Origin of the sequence: Kineococcus aurantiacus (assembly GCF_013409345.1) — a bacterium.
Taxonomy (GTDB): Bacteria; Actinomycetota; Actinomycetes; order Actinomycetales; family Kineococcaceae; genus Kineococcus; species Kineococcus aurantiacus.
Genome location: NZ_JACCBB010000001.1, coordinates 1836292 through 1854968, shown reverse-complemented (window position 1 = coordinate 1854968; position 18677 = coordinate 1836292). Strand labels below are relative to the sequence as shown.

The window sequence follows — 18677 nt, the reverse complement described above, 5'->3', positions numbered from 1 at the left end:
TGGGCTCCCGGGGAAGTGGCTGGATAATGCTGAACCAATGAAACCACAGTTCCGCGGGAGTTCGCGCACTGAAGAGCGCATTCTCGGGCGGGTTCACCTGTTCTCCGGGTATGACGCGCGGGAACTCCTCGCGGAACGGGCGCCGGAACCGTCACCGGAACTGCCCGGGAACTGCCCAGAAGGTGTTCTGCGGGTGCGGCGGCGTTCTGGACCGGAGTTCCCGCGGTACCGCGGCGGGGTTCCGCAGTTCGGCCGGGACCTGTTCCCCGGACCGGCCGGGAGTTCACCGGGTTCGGGGGTTCGCGGTCGCCGGGTTCACCGGCCCGGGGTTCGCGGGCGTCGGCACCGGGGGTCGAGACCGGCGTTGTGATCGCGAGTCGGGGGCGGGACCGGGGGTCGGGATCGGGAGAGGAGGGCCGGGGGCGGTGGACGCGTCCGGCCCGTCCCGCTCGGGCCCGGTCGCCCCGAGCCGGTCCCCGTCCCGTCACCGACCCGTCGCGGCTCCGGTTCCCCGCCGGGCCGGCGGAGCGTCTCGCGGGGCCTGGCGCGGAGGCCGGCCCCGCGCCCGGGGGCGGGGACGGGCCCCGCGGTGCGACGAGCGGTGCGGAGTGCGGGCGCCGGGAGCGCCGGGGCATCAGGGCGCGGGGCCTGGAACGACGAAGGCCCCCGGCGTACCGGGGGCCTTCGTCCTGCTGTGTGCGCCCGAAGGGATTCGAACCCCTAACCTTCTGATCCGTAGTCAGATGCTCTATCCGTTGAGCTACGGGCGCGTCCGGCGCACCGCGGCGCGCCGTTCGAGGACTACTGTAGCGGGCTTCGGCCGTCGCCACCAATCGGTTGCCCCGCAAGGGTTCTGGTGCCCCGGCCGGACCCGCCCCGGACGACGGGAGGGCCCCGGTCGCAGTGTGCGACCGGGGCCCTCGTCCGGCGGAGGCGGCGGGATTTGAACCCGCGAGGGGGTGTTAACCCCCAACCCGCTTAGCAGGCGGGCGCACTAGGCCACTATGCGACGCCTCCAACGCACTGCAGGCTAGCAGCCCGTGACGTGCGAGCATCACCGTCGATGACCGACAACGCTGACGACCCCTCGAACCCGTCGCCCGCGCCCGAGGGACCCGGCGCCGCGGACGGCCCCGGACAGCCCGCTGACCTGCGAGGACGCCTGCGCCGCCGGACGCTCGTGGCGAGCTCGGCGGTCGTGGCCGCCGGCGTCGGGGGCGGGGTGTGGTGGTGGGCCTCGCGCCCGGACCCGGCCGACGGGGCCCCCGCCGCGGCCCGCGCCCTCGCGGCGGCGTGGTCGGCCGGGCGCCTGGGCGAGGTCCGCTTCACGGCCGCCCCGGGTGCCTCCGCGGCCCGGCCGCCGGCCGACCCGGCCGCCGAGTACGCCCGGCTGGCCGGGGGCCTGGCCGCCGCCCCGCCCGCGGTCCGGGTCGTCTCCGTCGACACCTCCGGGGCCGCGCGCGGGACCGCGAGCGCCGCCCTCGAGGTGGTCTTCGACCTCGCCGCGCACCACGGCGCCCCGCAGGGTGCGCGCTTCGGCTACACCACCACGGCCCGGCTGCTGCGCCAGGAGGACGGTTCGTGGCGGGCCGCGTGGGAACCGGCGCTGGTGCACCCGGCGCTCGGCTCCGGCGCGACGCTCGCGCTCGAGCGGCAGACGCCGGGGCGGGCCGACGTCCTGGGGCGCGACGGTTCCCCGGTCGTCACCGCGACGCCCGTGGTGCAGGTGGGGGTCCAGCCGTCCCGGACCACCGACGCGGTGGCCACGGCCGACGCGCTGGGCGCGGCGCTGGGGGTGGACCCGGTGGCCCTGGCCGCCCGCGTGCAGCAGGCCTCACCCGACGCGTTCGTGAACGTCATCACGTTGCGGCGCACCGACTACGAAGCCCAGCGAGCGGTGCTGCAACCCATCCCCGGCGCCGTCTTCGCCGAGTCCACGCGGCCGCTGGCCCCCACCCGGGGTTTCGCGCGGGCGCTGCTGGGCGGGGTGGGCGAGGTGACCGCGGAGGTCGTCCAGGCCTCCGGCGGCCGCTACGCGGCGGGGGACCTGGCGGGGCTGTCGGGCCTGCAGCGGACGTTCGACGAACGCCTGGCCGGGCGGGTGGGCGTCGTCGTTCGGGCCCAGGGCGGTCCGGCGGCGACGTCGGTGGAACTGTTCCGGGTCGCCGCCGAACCGGGCCGCACCGTCACGACGACCCTGGACGCGGCCGTGCAGAACGCCGCCGACGACGCCCTGGCCGCCGGCCCGTCACCGGCCGCGCTGGTGGCCGTCGACGTCGCGACCGGGGACGTCGTCGCCGCGTCGAACTCCCCGGTGGACGGCGGCGACCGGGCGCTGACCGGGCGGTTCCCCCCGGGGTCGACGTTCAAGGTCGTGACGACCCTGGCGCTGCTGCGCGACGGCCTGGACGTCGAGGAGGACGTCCCGTGCACCCCGACGTACACCGTCGAGGGCAGGTCGTTCAGCAACTTCGAGGACGAGGCGTTCGGGGCCGTGCCCTTCCGCACGGACTTCGCGCGCTCGTGCAACACGGCCTTCGCCAGCCTCAGCCCCCGGCTGGGCGACGACGACCTCACGACGGCCGCCGCCGAGCTGGGCGTGGGGGCGGACTGGGCGACGGGGGTCGACGCGTTCGCCGGGGACGTCCCGGCGGCCGAGTCGGCGGTCGACCTCGCGGCGGCGAGCTTCGGGCAGGGGCGCACGCTCGTGTCGCCGCTGGCGATGGCCGTCGCGGCGGCCTCGGTCGCGGCGGGGCAGCTGCGCCGCCCCACGGTGGTCTCCGACCCCGCGCAGCCGGTGCCGTCGGCCCCGGCGACCGCCGCCGACCCGGCGGCCCTGGCCACCCTGGACGGGCTCATGCGCGACGTCGTCACGGCCGGGACGGCCACCGTGCTGGCGGGAGTGCCGGGGGCGCCGGTGCACGCCAAGACGGGCACGGCCGAGTACGGCCAGGCCGAGCCCCCGGCCACCCACGCGTGGACGATCGGCTACCAGGACGGGCTGGCCTTCGCGGTCTTCGTCACCGACGGGGTGAGCGGGGGGACGGTAGCGGCCCCGGTCGCGGCGGACTTCCTGCGGCGCATCGCCGCCGGGGGCGGGTACGCGGGGGGTTCGGCGGCCACCGGCTGACCGGTCACGGGGGCTTTTCAAGGCGTCCGCTGTGCAGGTCCCGTGCAGGGTGCGCCGCGGCGGGCCCCGATCGGCACGAAATCTCCTGTTGACCGCCCGAAGGAATTGCCAAGTCACCCCGCCAGGGGTGAGGATGCAGCAGTACGCCCTGTGGGCTACACGCGGGCCGGCTCATCCCCCCCGAGCCGGACCGTCGACGGCCCCCGCTCCCCCCCAGCGGGGGCCGTCTCTCTTCTCCGGCGGCCCAGGCGTTCCCGCCCCCTCCGCACCTGCGCTCCGTGCCCGAGCTCCGTCCCCGCGACGTCGGCCCCGCGGCCGCCGCGGTGTCCACAGGCCCCGGGTGCGGCGCGTCGTCCACAGGACGGCGCACGTCAGCGGCGGCGAGCGCGCCGGTGAGCCCACGGTGGTCCCCCAGACCACCGTGAGGAGCCGCGACCGTGCCCGTCCACCCCCCGAACCGGACCCCCGGGCGCCACCCCCGGCGCCCGTCCGCCGCCCCCGCGACCCCCGGGTCCGGTCCCGGGCCCGCGAACGCCCCCGGCACCGTCGTGCTGCTCACCGGCGACGAGGAGCTCGCCGCCGCTGTGACCAGGTTGACGGCCGTGGCTGGGTGCGTGCTGCGGCGCACCTGTGCACCGCCGGAGCACGCCGTCCCCCTCGTCCTGGCCGGGGTCGACGCCGACCCCGCGGACGCGGCGGCCGCCCGCCGGGCCGGCGCCCAGCTCGTCGTCGTGGGCCGGGCGCCGCTGCCCCCGCAGTGGTGGCAGGACGCGGCCACCGCCGCCCCCGACCACGCCGTGGTGCTGCCCGAGGCCCAGGACTGGCTGCTGGAACGGCTCGCCGACGTCGCCGACGGCGGCGGGCGCGGGCGCGTCCTCGGCGTCGTCGGCGGCACCGGCGGGGCCGGGGCCAGCGTCCTGGCCGCCGGGCTGGCCCGGGCCGTGGCCGACACCGTGGGCGAGGCGCTCCTGGTCGACGGCGACCCGCGCTCCGGCGGGCTGGACCTGCTCGTGGGCGCCGACGCGCTGCCCGGGCTGCGCTGGGGCGACCTGGCCGGGGTGCGGGGGCGGCTGGGGCCGCAGGCCCTGCGCTCGGCCGTCGACCTCGGCGGCGGGCTGCGGGTCCTGGCCACCGACCGCGGCGGCTCCCGCGCCCCGGACCCGGCGCAGCTGTGGACCGTCGTCGACGCCGCCCGCCGCGCCTTCCCCGCCACCGTCCTGGACCTGCCCCGCGCCGGCCTGGACGCCCTCGGCCCCGTCCTCGGCGCCTGCGACGAGCTGCTCGTCGTCACCCCCGGCACCACCCGCGGCGCCGCCGCGGCCTGCGTCGTCGTCGACGACCTGCGCCGCACGAGCACCACCGGTGTCCGGCTCGTCGTGCGGGACGTGGGCGCCGGGCCGGACCCCGAGGACGTCGCCGACACCGTCGGGGCCCCGCTGGCCGCCGTCGTGCGCCCCGACCGCGACCTCGACGCCGCCCTGGAACGCGGCGAGGGCGTCCCCGGTGGCCGGCGCAGCAGCCTGCGCGGGGTCGCCGTGGCGTGCGCGCGGGACTGGGCGGGGCTGGCGTGAGGCTCACCGAGGACGAGTTCACGCGCATGGTCGAGCGCGTGCGCGACCGCCTGGCCCGCACCGCCGCCACCCCCGAACCGCACGCCGTGGCCGCCGCCGCCCGCGACGAGGGCGTCGTCCTGGGCGCGGCCGACCTGCTGCGGCTGCTCGACGGGGTCCGGGCCGCCCTCGCCGGTGCGGGGCGCCTGCAGCCGCTGCTGTCGGCCCCGGGGACCACCGACGTCCTCGTCAACGGCGGCGGGCAGGTCTGGGTCGACGACGGCGCCGGGTTGCGGCGCAGCGACCTCGTCCTGGCGGGGGAGGAGGAGGTCCGCGCGCTCGCGGTCCGGCTGGCCGCCGGGGCGGGACGGCGGCTGGACGAGGCCAGCCCCTTCGTCGACGCCCGGCTGCCCGACGGCACCCGGCTGCACGCCGTGCTGCCCCCGCTGGCCCCGGAGGGGACCCACCTGAGCCTGCGGGTGCCGGCCGTGCGCCGGTTCGGGCTGGCCGAGCTGGAGGCCTCCGGGGCCGTCCCCGGCGCCCTGGGGGCCGTGCTGCGGGCCGTCGTCGCGCGGCGGCTGTCGTTCCTCGTCAGCGGCGGCACGGGCAGCGGCAAGACGACGCTGCTGCAGGCCCTGCTGGGGCTGGTCCCGGTGGCCGAGCGCATCGTCGTCGTGGAGGACTCCGGGGAGCTGCGCCCGGACCACCCGCACGTGGTGCGCCTGGAGGCCCGCCACGGCAACGTCGAGGGGCGCGGCGCGGTGGGCCTGGACGACCTCGTGCGCCAGGCGCTGCGGATGCGCCCGGACCGCCTCGTCGTCGGGGAGTGCCGCGGCGCGGAGGTGCGGGACCTGCTGGGGGCGCTGAACACCGGCCACGCCGGGGGCGCCGGGACGCTGCACGCCAACGCGGCCGCCGACGTGCCCGTCCGGCTGCACGCCCTGGCCGCGACGGCGGGCGTGGCGCCGGCCGTCGTCGACGCCCAGCTGCTCGCGGGCGTCGACGTCGTGGTGCACGTGGACCGCGTCGCGCGGCGGCGGGGGGTGGCCGAGGTGGGGGTCGTGGCCGACGACCGGGGCCGGGCCGTGGTCCTGCCCGCGCTGACCCGCGACGCCTCCGGGGTGCGCACCGGCCCGGGGCTGGACCGGCTCTCCCGGCGGGTGGGGCCCGACGTCCTGGCCGGGCTCGACGTCCTGGCCGGAACCCCGTGAGCCCCGCGAGCCCGGGCGCCGGCCTGCTGGTGGCGGCCCTGCTGCTGGCGGCGGCCGCGGTCCGGCCCCGCCCGGGCCCACCGCGCGCGGCGGGACGCCGGCCGCGGCTGCGGCGGCGCCGGCCGCCGGTCGCGGCGCCCGACGACCTCACCGGCGCCCGCACGGCCGAGCGGGCGGCCGCGCTCCTGCGCGCCGGCGTGCCGCCCGCGACGGCCTGGGAGCACGCCGCGGACGGCGCCGAGGTCCCCCCGCCCGTGCGCGCCGTCTGGCGGCTCGTCACGGCCACCGGGGCGCCGGCCGCCGAGGCCCTCGACGCGTGCGCCGCCGGTGTGCGCGCCGACGCCGCCGCCCGCGCCGCGGTCCGCACGGCCCTGGCCGGGGCCCGCGTCAGCGCCCGCACGGTCTCCCTCCTGCCGCTGCTCGGCCTCGTCCTCGGCGCGGCCCTGGGAGCACCCCCGTGGACCGCGCTGGCCGGTTCGGCGGCCGGCCGCGCGTGCGCCGTGGCCGGTACCGCCCTGCTGCTGGCCGGGCGGTGGTGGAGCGGACGGCTCGTGGCCGCCGCCGAGCGGGCGGCCGGGTGAGCGCGGCGGGACCCGGGGTCCTCGTCGGCGCGCTGCTCGCGGCGGCCGTGCTCGTCGCGGGCGGAGCCCGGCCACCCCGGGTCCCCCGGGTCCCCGGGGTCCGGGCGGTCCTCGGCGCCCGTGGGCTCCCGGGGCGCCGGCGGCGCGGGGCGCCCGGCCCACCGGCCCCCGACGTCGCCCTCGTCTGCGACCTCGTCGCGGCCGCCGTCGAGGCCGGGCTGCCGCCCGGGCGCGCCCTGGAGGCCTGCCTCGACGCGCTCGCGGCCGAGGGCTTCCGCGAGGACCCCGAGCTGCGGCGCGCCGCGGTGCGGCTGTCCTGGGGGGCCGACGCCGGGGAGTCCGCTGCCGCCCTGCGGGCCGGGGGCACCTGGGACGACCTCGCCGAGCCCCTGCTGCTGTCCGCGCGGACCGGCGCGGGGGTCGCGACGCTGCTGGGCTCGGCGGCCACCTCGCGCCGCGCCCGCCGGCGCTGGGAGGCCGAGGCCGCCGCGGGGCGGCTGGCCGCCTCCCTGGTGCTGCCCCTGGGGCTGTGCACCCTGCCGGCGTTCCTGCTGCTCGGGGTGGTCCCCGTCGTGCTGACGCTGGCGGGGCAGGTGCTGTCGTGACGCCCGCGCGAGGCCCTGCGCGAGCCCCCGGTGTCCACAGGGCTGCGCGGGCGGCGTGTCGTCCACAGCCCCGGCCCGGTGGCCCGCCGGACCGGCCCGGGCAGGCCCAGAGTGCTCGCGGGCCGGGGTTCCCCGGCCCGCCGACGAGGAGGAGGAACGGTGCACCAGACGGTCTCGGAAGAGGACGGCGGGACGACCCCGGACGGCGGGACGATCCCGGACGCGGGGATGGCCCCGGACGCCGGGATGGCCACGGCCGAGTACGCCATGGCGACCCTGGCCGCGTGCGGTTTCGCGGGGCTGCTCATCGCGGTCCTGCGCAGCGACGAGGTCCGCGGGATGCTGCTCGGCATCGTCCAGCGGGCGCTGTCGCTGGGGTGAACGCGCAGCCTTACCGGGACCGGGACCGGGACCGGGACCGGGACCGGGGCTCGGCGACGGCGGAGTTCGCCCTGCTCCTGCCCGCGGTCGTCGTCCTGCTCGCCACCGCCCTGGGGGGCGTGCGGGTCGCCGTGACCCAGGTCCAGTGCGTCGACGCGGCCCGCGCCGCGGCCCGGGCGGCCGCCCGCGGGGAGAGCCCCGACGTCGTCCGGCAGGTGGCGCGCGCCGCCGCCCCCGACGGCGCGCAGGTCTCCGTGGACGTCACCGCCTCGACCGTCACGGTCGAGGTCGGCGCCCACCGGCGCCTCGCCGGGCCGCTCGGCGGGGCCGTGCACGCCCGCGGCTCGGCGAGCGCGGCCGTGGAGGCGGCGGGGGAAGCCGCGGGGGAGGCCGCGCAGGTGCAGGTGGGCCCGTGAGGGGCGGGGACGGGGGGAGCGGCAGCGTGCTCGCCGTGGGGGTCTGCGCGGCCACCCTCTCGGCGCTGCTGCTCGCCCTCGCGCTGACCTCCGCCGTCGTGGCCCGGCACCGGGCCGAGGCCGTCGCCGACCTCGCGGCGCTCGCGGCCGCCGACGTCGTCGTGGGCCGGGCCGCGGGGCAGCCGTGCGCCCGGGCCGCGGCGCTGGCCCGGGGCCAGGGCGCGGACCTCCTGGCGTGCGCCGTGGCCGCTGACGGGTCGGTCGTGGTGACGGCCGCCGTGCGCCCGGCCGGGCTCGCGGGGCGCCTCGGGCCGGCGCGGGCCTCGGCCCGGGCCGGTCAGGCGACCGAGGGGTGAGCGTCGTCGGCGCCTCCCGGGTCCCCGGTGGCTCCGGTGGCTCCGACGGCCTCCACGAGCACGTCGAGCAGGCCCAGCGCCCCGGCCTTGTCGAGGGGTTCGTTGCCGTTGCCGCACTTGGGCGACTGCACGCACGCCGGGCAGCCGTCCTCGCAGCCGCACGAGCGCACGGCGTCCCGGGTCGCAGTGAGCCACTGCGCGAACCGGGCGTGGCCGCGGTCGGCGAACCCCGCCCCGCCGGGCACGGCGTCGTGGACGAACACCGTCGGCCGCTCCGTGTCGGGGTGCAGCGCCGTGGAGAGCCCGCCGAGGTCCCACCGGTCGCACGTCGCCAGCAGCGGCAGCAGCCCGATCGAGGCGTGCTCGGCGGCGTGCAGCGCGCCGGGCAGCCGCGCCGGGTCGCCGAGGACCGCCTCGGCGACGTCCGCCTCGACGGTCCACCACACCGACCGGGTCCGCAGCCGCCGCTCGGGCAGGTCCAGGGGCTGCTCGCCCAGGACCACCCCGGAACCGACCTCGCGCCGCAGGAAACCCGTCACCCGGCTGGTCACCTCCACGACCCCGGAGGCGACCCGCACCGGCCCGTGCCGGACGGTCGAGTCGACGGCGAGCACCCGCACGTCGGAGCTGGAGCGGGCGTGCGTGGTGAACCCCGGGTCGGGTTCGGGGTGGACGACCGCCAGGAACTCCTCCAGGTCGAGCCGGTCGACGAGGTAGGTCCGCCCCTGGTGCACGTGCACGGCGCCCTCGTGCACGGTGGAGTCGGCCGAACCGGCCTCGACCGTGCCCAGGACCCGGCCCGTGACGCCCTCGACGATCCGCACGCTGCCCCCGGCGCCGCGCAGGTCGGTGAGGTCGGCGGCCCGTTCCCGTCGTGTCCAGTACCAGCCGTTCGTTCTGCGCCGCAGCGTGTTCCGCCGCACCAGCAGGTCGACGACGTCGGCGGCGACCGGGCCGAACAGTTCCAGGTCGGCCTCGGTCAGGGGCAGTTCCTGCGCCGCGGCGGCCAGGTGCGGGGCCAGGACGTACGCGTTGTCGGGGTCCAGGACGGTCGCCTCCACCCCGGCGCCGAACAACGCCCCGGGGTGGTGCACCAGGTACGTGTCCAGCGGGTCGTCCCGCGACACGAACACCCCCAGCGCCGGGGTCCCGCGGCGCCCCGCGCGCCCGACCTGCTGCCAGAACGAGGCGCGGGTCCCCGGCCAGCCGGCCACCAGCACGGCGTCCAGACCGGCCACGTCGACCCCCAGCTCCAGGGCGTTCGTCGTGGCCATCCCGGCGACCCGGCCCGTGCGCAGCCCCTCCTCCAGCGCCCGGCGGTCCTCCGGCAGGTACCCGCCGCGGTAGGCCACCACCCGGCCGGCCAGGTCGGGGTCGACGTCGGACAGCCGCCGCCGGGCCCCCGCGGCGACCGACTCCGCGGCCGTGCGGCTGCGGACGAACGCCAGCGTCCGGACCCCCTCCAGGACGAGGTCGCCCAGCAGGTCGGCCGCCTCGGCCGTCGCGCTGCGGCGCTCGCCGCGGCCCGTCGCGCCGTCGGGGCCGGCCGGGCGCGGCGGGGGTTCCCACAGCGCGACCGACACCGCGGGGCGGGCCGAGGCGTCCTCGGTGACGGCGTGCACGTCCACGCCCGTCAGGCGGCGGGCGGTGGTGGCCGGGTCGGCGACGGTGGCCGAGGCCAGCACGAAGACGGGGTCGGAGCCGTAGCGGGCGGCCAGCCGCCGCAGCCGGCGCAGGACGGCCGCCGCGTGCGAGCCGAACACGCCGCGGTAGGTGTGCAGCTCGTCGACCACGACGAACCGCAGGCGGCGCAGGAAGCTGGCCCAGCGCTCGTGGCCGGGCAGCACCGACCGGTGCAGCATGTCGACGTTCGTCAGGACGAGCGCGGCGTGCTCGCGGATCCAGCGCCGCACCTCCGGCGGGGTGTCGCCGTCGTAGGTGCTGGTGAGGGGGGCGTCCAGCCCCAGCGCCCGCAGCCGGTCGTCCTGGTCGGCGGCCAGCGCCTTGGTGGGCGACAGGTACAGCGCCGTGGCGCCCTTGCCGTTGGGGGAGGTGCGGGCGGTGGCGCGCAGCGCCGTCAGGACCGGCAGCTGGAAGGCCAGCGACTTGCCCGAGGCGGTGCCCGCGGACAGCACGGTGGAGCGGCCGGCGTGCACGGCGTCGGCGGCCCGCACCTGGTGCCGCCACGGCAGCCCGCCCGTCCCGCGCTCCAGCGCCGCCACGACCTCGGGGTCGGCCCAGCCGGGCCACGGCAGCCGGTCCCCAGGGCGCGCGGGCAGGTGCTCGACGTGCCGGACGCGGTCGCCGCGCACCCCGGCCTCGAGCACCTCCCGCCAGCGCGGGCCGTGTCCGTCGGGAACCACGCCGCACAGTCTCCCCCCTGCGCGCGCCCCCTCCGGTCACGCTCCGGTCGCCCTCCAGCACCCCTCCCGCCGCCCTCCCGCAGGGGCGACGCCGCGGAGCTGGACAGGCCGCTCACGCAGCGCGATGGTTGAATGCCAGGGAGGGCGCCGCGAGGGACCCTCGTGAACGCCAGTGAAGAAGTCACTGCACGTACCTGCGCGCAACCGCGAGCAGCAGACCAGCAGCGAGGAGGGGTCCCAGTGGACCTGTCGGTGACCAGCCGTGAGGAGAGCGGCCGGACCGTCGTCGAGGTGTCCGGCGAGATCGACGTGTACACCGCGCCCACCCTGCGCGAACGGCTCAACGAGCTCGTCGGCGCCGGCCACCACCACCTGGTCGTCGACATGGAGGGCGTCGAGTTCCTCGACTCCACCGGCCTGGGCGTCCTGGTCGGTGGCCTCAAGCGGGTGCGCTCGCACGACGGTTCGCTGCACCTGGTGTGCCAGCGGGAGAAGATCCTCAAGGTCTTCCGCATCACGGGCCTGACGAAGGTCTTCCCGATCCACGACACCGTGGCCGACGCCATCGCGGCCTCGGCGTCGTCCGACGAGGCCAACGCCCCGTCCTGATCCCCACCCGGAACGAGGAACACCCCACCGTGCCCACCGTCACCCTGCGGTTCTCCCCGCTGGCCGAGCACGTGCGCACCGCGCGGCTCGTCGCCGTGTCGGTGGCGCGGCGGGCCGGTTTCGGGGAGGACCAGCTCGACGAGATCCGCATCGCGATCGGCGAGGCCTGCGCGCGGGCCGTGGCCGGCGGGGCGCTGCGGACGACCACGGGCCCGGCCGTCGGGCTCGTCGACATGCGGTTGTGCGACGACCGCGACGGGCTCGACGTGACGGTCGTGCAGTGCGACGTCCACGGCGACCCGCTGCCCGAGACCGGGCCCGGCCCGCTGGCGACCGAGGACCCGCTGTCCCTGGCGCTCATGGCGGGGATGTCCGACACCAGCGGTCAGGCGGGCGCCTCCGGCGGCCTCAGCCTCACCTGGAAGCTCGCCCCCGAGGACGTCGCGGGGGCCCGCAACTCCTGAACCCCTCCCGTCCCCGACGGGTGATCGCGAGTCTGGTGGTGCCGGGAGCGCTGTCCTAGGCTGCAAGACAAGGTCATCACTCGTCGAGGAGGACGCGTGCCAGTGTCCGGGGGTCTGTCGGGTTCCGCGCAGGGCATCGCCGTCGCGGTCGTGGTCGTCGCCGTCCTGGCCCTGGTGGCCGCCTTCGTGTTCCGACGACAGGTCCTCGCCGCCGGCGAGGGCACCGAGCGGATGCAGGCCATCGCCGGGGCCGTCCAGAACGGCGCCTCGGCCTACCTGCGCCGGCAGTTCCGCACCCTCGCCTGGTTCGCGGTCGCCGTCCTCGTCCTGCTGCTGGCGCTGCCCGCCGACGGGTGGGACCTGCGCGCCGCGCGCAGCGTCGCGTTCGTCGTGGGGGCCGTGTTCTCCGCCGCCATCGGGTACCTGGGCATGTCGCTGGCCGTGCGGGCCAACGTCCGCGTCGCGGCCGCCGCGCGCAGCGGGGCCGGGGGGCGCGAGGCCGGCATGCGGGTCGCGTTCCGCACCGGCGGCGTCGTCGGCATGACGACCGTCGGGCTCGGGCTGCTGGGGGCCGCGGCCGCCGTCCTCGCCTACGGCGACGACGCCCCCACCGTCCTGGAGGGCTTCGGCTTCGGGGCCGCCCTGCTGGCCATGTTCATGCGCGTCGGCGGCGGCATCTTCACCAAGGCCGCCGACGTCGGGGCCGACCTCGTCGGCAAGATCGAGCAGGGCATCCCCGAGGACGACCCGCGCAACCCCGCGACGATCGCCGACAACGTCGGCGACAACGTCGGCGACTGCGCGGGCATGGCCGCGGACCTGTTCGAGTCGTACGCCGTGACGATCGTCGCGGCCGTCATCCTGGGTAGCGCCGCGATCGGTCAGGACGGGCTGGTCCTGCCGCTGCTCATCCCCGCCATCGGCGCGGTCACCGCGGCCCTGGGCGTCGTGCTGGTCCGCGCGAAACCGGGCGTCAGCGGGCTGACGTCCATCCAGAACGGCTTCTACCTGTCGGCGGTGGTCGCCCTGGCCGGCACCGCGGTCGCCTGCTACGCGTACCTGCCGGGGTCGTTCGCGGAGTTCACCGGGGCCGGGGAGACGGTGGCGACCCTCAACGGCGACCCGCGCCTCATCGCGTTCGCCGCGGTGTTCCTGGGGATCCTGCTGGCCGTCCTCATCCTGTTCCTCACCGGCCACTACACCGGGACCGAGGCCAGACCCACGCGGGACGTCGCCGGGTCCTCCCTCACGGGCGCCGCCACGGTCGTGCTGTCCGGCATCGGGCTGGGCCTGGAGTCGGCGGTCTACACGACGCTCGTCATCGCCGGGGCGGTGTTCCTGGCGTTCGTCCTGGCCGGGGGCGTGCTGGCGCTGGCGATGTTCCTCGTGGCGCTGGCCGGGTGCGGTCTGCTGACGACCGTCGGGGTCATCGTCGCCATGGACACCTTCGGGCCCGTCAGCGACAACGCGCAGGGCATCGCCGAGATGAGCGGCGACGTCGACGGGGAGGGGGCCGCGGTCCTCACCGAGCTCGACGCCGTCGGGAACACCACGAAGGCCGTGACGAAGGGCATCGCGATCGCGACGGCCGTCCTGGCGGCGACGGCGCTGTTCGGGTCCTACCAGGACGCCGTGACGAGCCGGATCTCCGAGGTCGCGGTGGGGGTCGAGCGCCCGGCGGCGTACGTGCTGGCCACCCTGACCGACTTCCAGGTCTCCACCCCCACGACGCTGGTCGGGGTGCTGCTCGGGGCCGCGGTGGTGTTCCTCTTCGCGGGCCTGGCGATCAACGCCGTCGGCCGCTCCGCGGGGGCCGTCGTCCTGGAGGTGCGCCGGCAGTTCGCCGACCACCCCGGGATCATGGACGGCACCGAGCAGCCCGACCACGGCCGGGTCGTGGACCTGTGCACGCGCGACGCGCTGCGCGAGCTCGCCACCCCGGGCCTGCTGGCCGCGTTCTCGCCCATCGCCGTCGGCTTCGGCTTGGGCGTGGCGCCGCTGGCGGGTTTCCTGGGCGGGGCGATCGGGGCCGGGGTGCTCATGGCGGTGTTCCTGGCGAACTCCGGCGGGGCGTGGGACAACGCCAAGAAGCTCGTCGAGGACGGCCTGCACGGCGGCAAGGGGTCCGAGGCGCACGCGGCGACCGTCATCGGCGACACCGTCGGCGACCCGTTCAAGGACACCGCCGGGCCGGCCATCAACCCGCTCATCAAGGTCATGAACCTCGTCGCGCTGCTGGTGGCCCCGGCCGTCGTCACCCTGACCGTCGGCGCGGACGAGAACCCGTGGCTGCGGTACGGGATCGCCGTCGTCGCGGCCGCGGTGATCGTCGCGGCCGTCGCCGCCAGCAAGCTGCGGCGGGTCGACATGGCGGCCCCCACCGGGCCCGCAGACGTCGACGTGCGCACCGTCCCGCGCACCGACCAGGGAGCCGAGCAGCTGCCCTGAGCTGGCAGACTCGCGCCACGTGACCGATCCCAGAGAACTCCTCGCCGGCCTGCGCGAGGACCTGCGTGCCGCGAACTACACCGTCGACGGGGTCGGGGAACTCGTCGGGGACGTCGCCTCGGCGGCCCTGGACCGCGAGCAGCCGCTGCCGGCGCTGCGGGCCACGGCCGGGTCCCGCGAGCCGGCCGCGGTGCTGCTGCGCTGCGCCACGCTGGGCCGGACCGTGACCCGCGCCGAGCTCGACGCGGCCCTGCCGCGCACGGGGACCGACGGGGCCGCCGCGCTCGGGCTCGTCGCCGCCGCCGGGTCCGCGCCCGGGGACGAGGTGCGGCCCCTGGTGGACCTGCGGCCCTACGCCGTCGACGACGCCTCCGGGACCGCGCAGTGGTGGCTGGTCAGCGACCTCGGCGAGCTGGCCACCGGGGAGGCGCTGTCGGCCGACCACGTCCTGGGCGTCGGGGGCGCCTCGCTGACCCTGGCCTCGGCGACCGTGCGCACCCCGGTGGACCGCGTCCTGGACGTCGGCACCGGCTGCGGCATCCAGGCCCTGCACGCCGCCCGGCACGCGCGCCGCGTCACCGCCACGGACACCTCCGAGCGCGCCCTGGACCTCGCGGCCGTCAACGCCGCCCTCAACGAGACGGCCCTGGACCTGCGGCAGGGGTCGCTGCTGGAGCCCGTGGAGGAGGGCGAGCGGTTCGGCCTGGTGGTGTCCAACCCGCCGTTCGTCATCACCCCCCGCACCGGCGCCGTGCCCACGTACGAGTACCGCGACGGCGGGATGCCCGGCGACTCCCTCGTCGCGCGGCTCGTCGGGCAGGTCGGGTCGGTGCTCGAACCCGGGGGCGTGGCGCAGCTGCTGGGCAACTGGGAGCTGCACGACGGGCAGAGCTGGTCGCAGCGCCTGGAGGGCTGGCTGGAGGGCACGGGCCTGGACGCGTGGGTCGTCCAGCGCGAGGTCGCCGACCCGGCCCTGTACGCCGAGACGTGGATCCGCGACGGGGGGCAGAAGCCCGGGCCCCGCTTCGACGAGCTGTACACCGCGTGGCTGGACGACTTCGCCGCGCGCGGCGTCAGCGGCGTCGGCTTCGGCGTCGTCACGCTGCGCAAGCCGCTGCGGGCGGGCGCGCCGCTGCGCCGGTTCGAGGAGAACCTGGCCGCGCTGAGCGACCCGCTGGGGGAGGTCTTCGCGACCGGCCTGGCCGTCCACGACGCGCTGGCCGGGCTGGAGGACCTGGGGGACCTGGCCCTGCGGGTGGCCCCCGACGTCACCGACGAGCGGTACCACACCCCCGGCGACCCCGACCCCCGCATCGTGCTGCTGCGCCAGGGCGGCGGGCTGCGCCGCGTCGCCCAGGTCGACGGCGACCTCGCCGGGCTCGTCGGGGCCTGCGACGGGGAGCTGACCGTCGGGCAGGTCACCGCGGGCCTGGCGGTGCTGGGGGAGGAGCCCGTCGGTGACGTGCGGCAGCGGCTGTACCCGCGGGTGCGCTCCCTCGTGCAGGACGGGTTCCTGCTCCTGCCCTGACCGCGGGGACGCGCCGACCCCCGCCGGTTGCACGACCGGCGGCGGGACGTGTCACATTGAGGCGCGCTCCGGGTGCACGTCCGGGGCGTGCGGCGTGCGAGAGTGCACAGCGGGGCGTGACGGTCGGGGGACCACGAGCCGCCGCCCCCGGGTGCACAGCGAACCGAAGGTGAGAGGCAGGACCAGTGGCGGGCAAGTCCGGAGCAACCACGTCGTCCGGTGACGGACTGCGCCGACTGGTGATCGTCGAGTCGCCGAACAAGGTCAAGAACATCTCCAACTACCTCGGCCCCGGCTACGTCGTGGAGGCCTCGGTCGGTCACATCCGCGACCTGCCGCAGCCCTCCCAGCTGCCCGAGGACATGAAGAAGGGCCCGTTCGGCAAGTTCGCGGTCGACGTCGAGCACGGCTTCGAGCCGTACTACGTCGTCGACAGCGACAAGAAGAAGAAGGTCTCCGAGCTCAAGCGCGCCCTCAAGGACGCCGACGAGCTCATCCTCGCCACCGACCGCGACCGCGAGGGTGAAGCCATCGCCTGGCACCTCGTGCAGGCCCTCGAACCGCGCATCCCGTACCGCCGCATGGTCTTCGGCGAGATCACCCGCGAGGCCATCCAGCAGGCCGTGCAGGAGCTGCGCGACATCGACGACCGCCTCGTCGACGCCCAGGAGACCCGCCGCATCCTGGACCGCCTCTACGGCTACGAGCTGTCCCCGGTGCTGTGGCGCAAGGTCCGCGCGGGCCTGTCCGCCGGGCGCGTGCAGTCGGTGGCGACGCGCCTGTGCGTCGAGCGCGAGCGGGAGCGGATGGCGTTCGTCGCCGCCGGCTACGCCGACATCACCGGCACCTTCCAGCCCGAGGGCGACAGCGCCTTCTCCGCGAAGCTGTCGCAGGTCGAGGGCCGTCGCGTGGCCTCGGGCCGCGACTTCCACGACGACGGCACGCTGAAGACGCAGAACGTCGCGCACCTCGACGTCGCGGCCGCCGAGGCCATCGTCGCGGGGCTGCAGGACGCGCAGTTCGCCGTCCGCGGGGTCGAGGAGAAGCCGTACACCCGCCGCCCGGCGGCGCCGTTCATCACCTCCACGCTCCAGCAGGAGGCCTCCCGCAAGCTGCGGCTGAACGCCCGGCAGACGATGCGGACCGCACAGGGCCTGTACGAGCGCGGCTACATCACGTACATGCGCACCGACTCGATCCAGCTGTCGGCGCAGGCGCTGGCCGCGGCCCGCTCGCAGGCCCGGGAGCTGTACGGGCCCGAGTACGTGCCGGACTCCCCGCGCAACTACACCTCGAAGGCGAAGAACGCGCAGGAGGGCCACGAGGCGATCCGCCCGGCGGGGGAGAACTTCCGCACCCCCGCGCAGGTCTCCGGGGAGCTGCGCGGCGACGAGTTCCGCCTGTACGACCTCATCTGGAAGCGGACCGTCGCCTCCCAGATGCACGACGCGCGCGGCACCACCGCGACCGTCCGCCTGGGCGCGACGACGGCCGACGGCCGCGACGTCGAGTTCTCCGCCTCCGGCACCATCATCACGTTCCGCGGGTTCCTCGCCGCCTACGAGGAGGGCCGCGACGCCACCCGCGACGACGAGGGCTCCGGCGACGACGACCGCCGCCTGCCGCAGGTCGCCGCGGGCGACCGGCTCACCGCGCGGGACCTGGCCGCCGACGGCCACGAGACGACCCCGCCGGCCCGCTACACCGAGGCCAGCCTCATCAAGACGTTGGAGGAGAAGGGGATCGGGCGCCCCTCGACGTTCCAGTCGATCATCTCGACCATCGTCGACCGCGGGTACGTCTGGTACAAGGGCTCGGCCCTGGTCCCGAGCTGGCTGGCGTTCGCGGTGACGCGGCTGCTGGAGGAGCACTTCCCCAAGCTCGTCGACTACGACTTCACCGCCGAGATGGAGAACGACCTCGACGCGATCAGCCGCGGTGAGGCCGAGCGCGTCGACTGGCTGACGCGGTTCTACTTCGGCGCCGACGGCCCGGCCAACGGTTCCGCGCCCGCCGCGCCGGACGCCTCCGGCCCCGCCGGGGGCGCGGCCGCCGAGCTCGACGGCATCAAGGGCCTGGCCGACGACCTCGGCGCCATCGACGCGCGGGAGATCTCCACGGTCCCCATCGGCGAGGGCATCGTCCTGCGGGTGGGCCGGTACGGCCCGTACCTGGAGGGCCCGGACGCCGAGACGGGGGAGCTGCTCAAGGCCTCGGTGCCCGAGGACGTCGCCCCCGACGAGATGACCGTCGCCAAGGCGCGCGAGCTGCTGACCTCCCAGTCCGACGGGGACCGCGTGCTGGGGCAGGACCCCGCGTCGGGCCGCACGGTCGTCGCGCGGGTGGGCCGGTACGGCCCGTACGTCACCGAGCTGATCGAGGACGAGCCGGCGCCCGAGCCGGCCGCCGAGGGGGCGCCGAAGAAGCGCACCGCGAAGAAGGCGGCGAAGGCCAAGCCGCGCACGGGGTCGCTGTTCAAGGACATGTCGGTCGAGACCGTCACCCTGGAGCAGGCCCTGCAGCTGCTGTCCCTGCCGCGCGTCGTGGGCGCCGACCCCGAGTCCGGCGACGAGATCACCGCGCAGAACGGCCGCTACGGTCCGTACCTGAAGAAGGGCACGGACTCGCGGTCCCTGGAGAACGAGGACCAGCTCCTCACCATCACGCTGCCGGAGGCGCTGGCGATCTACGCCCAGCCCAAGACGCGGCGCGGTGCGGTGGCCAAGCCCCCGCTCAAGGAGCTCGGTCCCGACCCCGAGTCCGGACAGCCGATCGTCGTCAAGGACGGCCGCTTCGGCCCGTACGCGACGGACGGCACGACCAACGCCACGCTGCGCAAGGACGACGACCCCGAGACGCTGACGCTGGAGCGCGCCGCCGAGCTGCTCGCCGAGAAGCGGGCCAAGGGGCCGGTGAAGAAGACGGCCAAGAAGGCCGCCGCGAAGAGGACGACGCCCGCGAAGAAGACCGCGGCGAAGAAGACGGCCGCGAAGAAGACGGCCGCCGCCGCGGAGTCCTGACCGACCCCGGGGCCG

Annotated in this window: 14 protein-coding genes and 2 tRNA genes; 13 read left to right on the top strand and 3 right to left on the bottom strand. The window is 77.0% G+C overall.

Annotated elements, in window-relative coordinates:
* Positions 1 to 697 precede the first annotated feature (697 nt).
* A tRNA-Arg gene (locus tag BJ968_RS08920) sits at positions 698 to 770 on the bottom strand.
* Positions 771 to 928: 158 nt separating this feature from the next.
* A tRNA-Ser gene (locus tag BJ968_RS08915) sits at positions 929 to 1017 on the bottom strand.
* Between the two features lie 46 nt (positions 1018 to 1063).
* Between BJ968_RS08915 and BJ968_RS08910 the strand changes: the two genes are divergently transcribed.
* The 8 genes from BJ968_RS08910 (at position 1064) to BJ968_RS08875 (ending at position 8230) form a co-directional block, all read left to right on the top strand.
* Complete coding sequence (locus BJ968_RS08910) at positions 1064 to 3130, top strand: penicillin-binding transpeptidase domain-containing protein (RefSeq protein ID WP_179751046.1); 2067 nt, start codon at positions 1064 to 1066, stop codon at positions 3128 to 3130.
* Positions 3131 to 3567: 437 nt separating this feature from the next.
* On the top strand, positions 3568 to 4701 hold the full coding sequence (ssd, locus tag BJ968_RS08905) for a septum site-determining protein Ssd (protein ID WP_179751044.1): 1134 nt from the start codon (positions 3568 to 3570) through the stop codon (positions 4699 to 4701).
* Positions 4698 to 5891, top strand: a complete 1194-nt coding sequence (locus tag BJ968_RS08900) for a TadA family conjugal transfer-associated ATPase (RefSeq protein ID WP_425491484.1) — start codon at positions 4698 to 4700, stop codon at positions 5889 to 5891. The genes ssd and BJ968_RS08900 overlap by 4 nt, the downstream gene beginning before the upstream one ends.
* Positions 5888 to 6472 (top strand): type II secretion system F family protein, encoded by a 585-nt coding sequence (locus BJ968_RS08895; RefSeq protein WP_179751042.1) that lies wholly within the window; start codon positions 5888 to 5890, stop codon positions 6470 to 6472. Before BJ968_RS08900 ends, BJ968_RS08895 begins: the two co-directional genes overlap by 4 nt.
* On the top strand, positions 6469 to 7077 hold the full coding sequence (locus tag BJ968_RS25580) for a type II secretion system F family protein (RefSeq protein WP_179751040.1): 609 nt from the start codon (positions 6469 to 6471) through the stop codon (positions 7075 to 7077). The genes BJ968_RS08895 and BJ968_RS25580 overlap by 4 nt, the downstream gene beginning before the upstream one ends.
* A 159-nt stretch (positions 7078 to 7236) precedes the next feature.
* Complete coding sequence (locus tag BJ968_RS08885) at positions 7237 to 7458, top strand: DUF4244 domain-containing protein (protein WP_343077917.1); 222 nt, start codon at positions 7237 to 7239, stop codon at positions 7456 to 7458.
* Positions 7455 to 7874 carry a TadE family type IV pilus minor pilin gene (locus BJ968_RS08880; RefSeq protein ID WP_179751037.1) on the top strand — a complete coding sequence of 140 codons (420 nt, stop codon included), beginning with the start codon at positions 7455 to 7457 and terminating at the stop codon, positions 7872 to 7874. The genes BJ968_RS08885 and BJ968_RS08880 overlap by 4 nt, the downstream gene beginning before the upstream one ends.
* Positions 7875 to 7900: 26 nt before the next feature.
* Complete coding sequence (locus BJ968_RS08875; protein ID WP_343077916.1) at positions 7901 to 8230, top strand: Rv3654c family TadE-like protein; 330 nt, start codon at positions 7901 to 7903, stop codon at positions 8228 to 8230.
* Here BJ968_RS08875 and BJ968_RS08870 read toward each other — a convergent pair.
* The gene (locus BJ968_RS08870; protein WP_179751033.1) at positions 8212 to 10593 is read right to left on the bottom strand and encodes a DEAD/DEAH box helicase; all 2382 of its coding nucleotides are present in this window, start codon (positions 10591 to 10593) and stop codon (positions 8212 to 8214) included. The genes BJ968_RS08875 and BJ968_RS08870 overlap by 19 nt on opposite strands.
* Before the next feature lie 240 nt (positions 10594 to 10833).
* On the opposite strand from BJ968_RS08870, the gene BJ968_RS08865 reads away from it, so the two are divergent.
* The 5 genes from BJ968_RS08865 (at position 10834) to topA (ending at position 18662) form a co-directional block, all read left to right on the top strand.
* Positions 10834 to 11202 carry an anti-sigma factor antagonist gene (locus BJ968_RS08865; protein WP_179751031.1) on the top strand — a complete coding sequence of 123 codons (369 nt, stop codon included), beginning with the start codon at positions 10834 to 10836 and terminating at the stop codon, positions 11200 to 11202.
* A gap of 29 nt (positions 11203 to 11231) precedes the next feature.
* On the top strand, positions 11232 to 11666 hold the full coding sequence (locus BJ968_RS08860; protein WP_179751029.1) for an ATP-binding protein: 435 nt from the start codon (positions 11232 to 11234) through the stop codon (positions 11664 to 11666).
* 96 nt (positions 11667 to 11762) lie between these two features.
* Positions 11763 to 14114: a sodium-translocating pyrophosphatase gene (locus BJ968_RS08855; RefSeq protein WP_343077915.1), complete on the top strand. Its 2352-nt coding sequence runs from the start codon at positions 11763 to 11765 to the stop codon at positions 14112 to 14114.
* A gap of 19 nt (positions 14115 to 14133) precedes the next feature.
* Positions 14134 to 15642 (top strand): DUF7059 domain-containing protein, encoded by a 1509-nt coding sequence (locus tag BJ968_RS08850; protein WP_343077914.1) that lies wholly within the window; start codon positions 14134 to 14136, stop codon positions 15640 to 15642.
* Between the two features lie 239 nt (positions 15643 to 15881).
* A complete protein-coding gene (topA, locus tag BJ968_RS08845; RefSeq protein ID WP_343077913.1) occupies positions 15882 to 18662 on the top strand; it encodes a type I DNA topoisomerase in 2781 nt (926 codons plus the stop codon).
* Positions 18663 to 18677: the final 15 nt, after the last annotated feature.

Coding starts and splice junctions, on each gene's coding strand:
- BJ968_RS08910 (WP_179751046.1), top strand. CDS start 1,064: ATGACCGACAACGCTGACGACCCCTCGAACCCGTCGCCCGCGCCCGAG.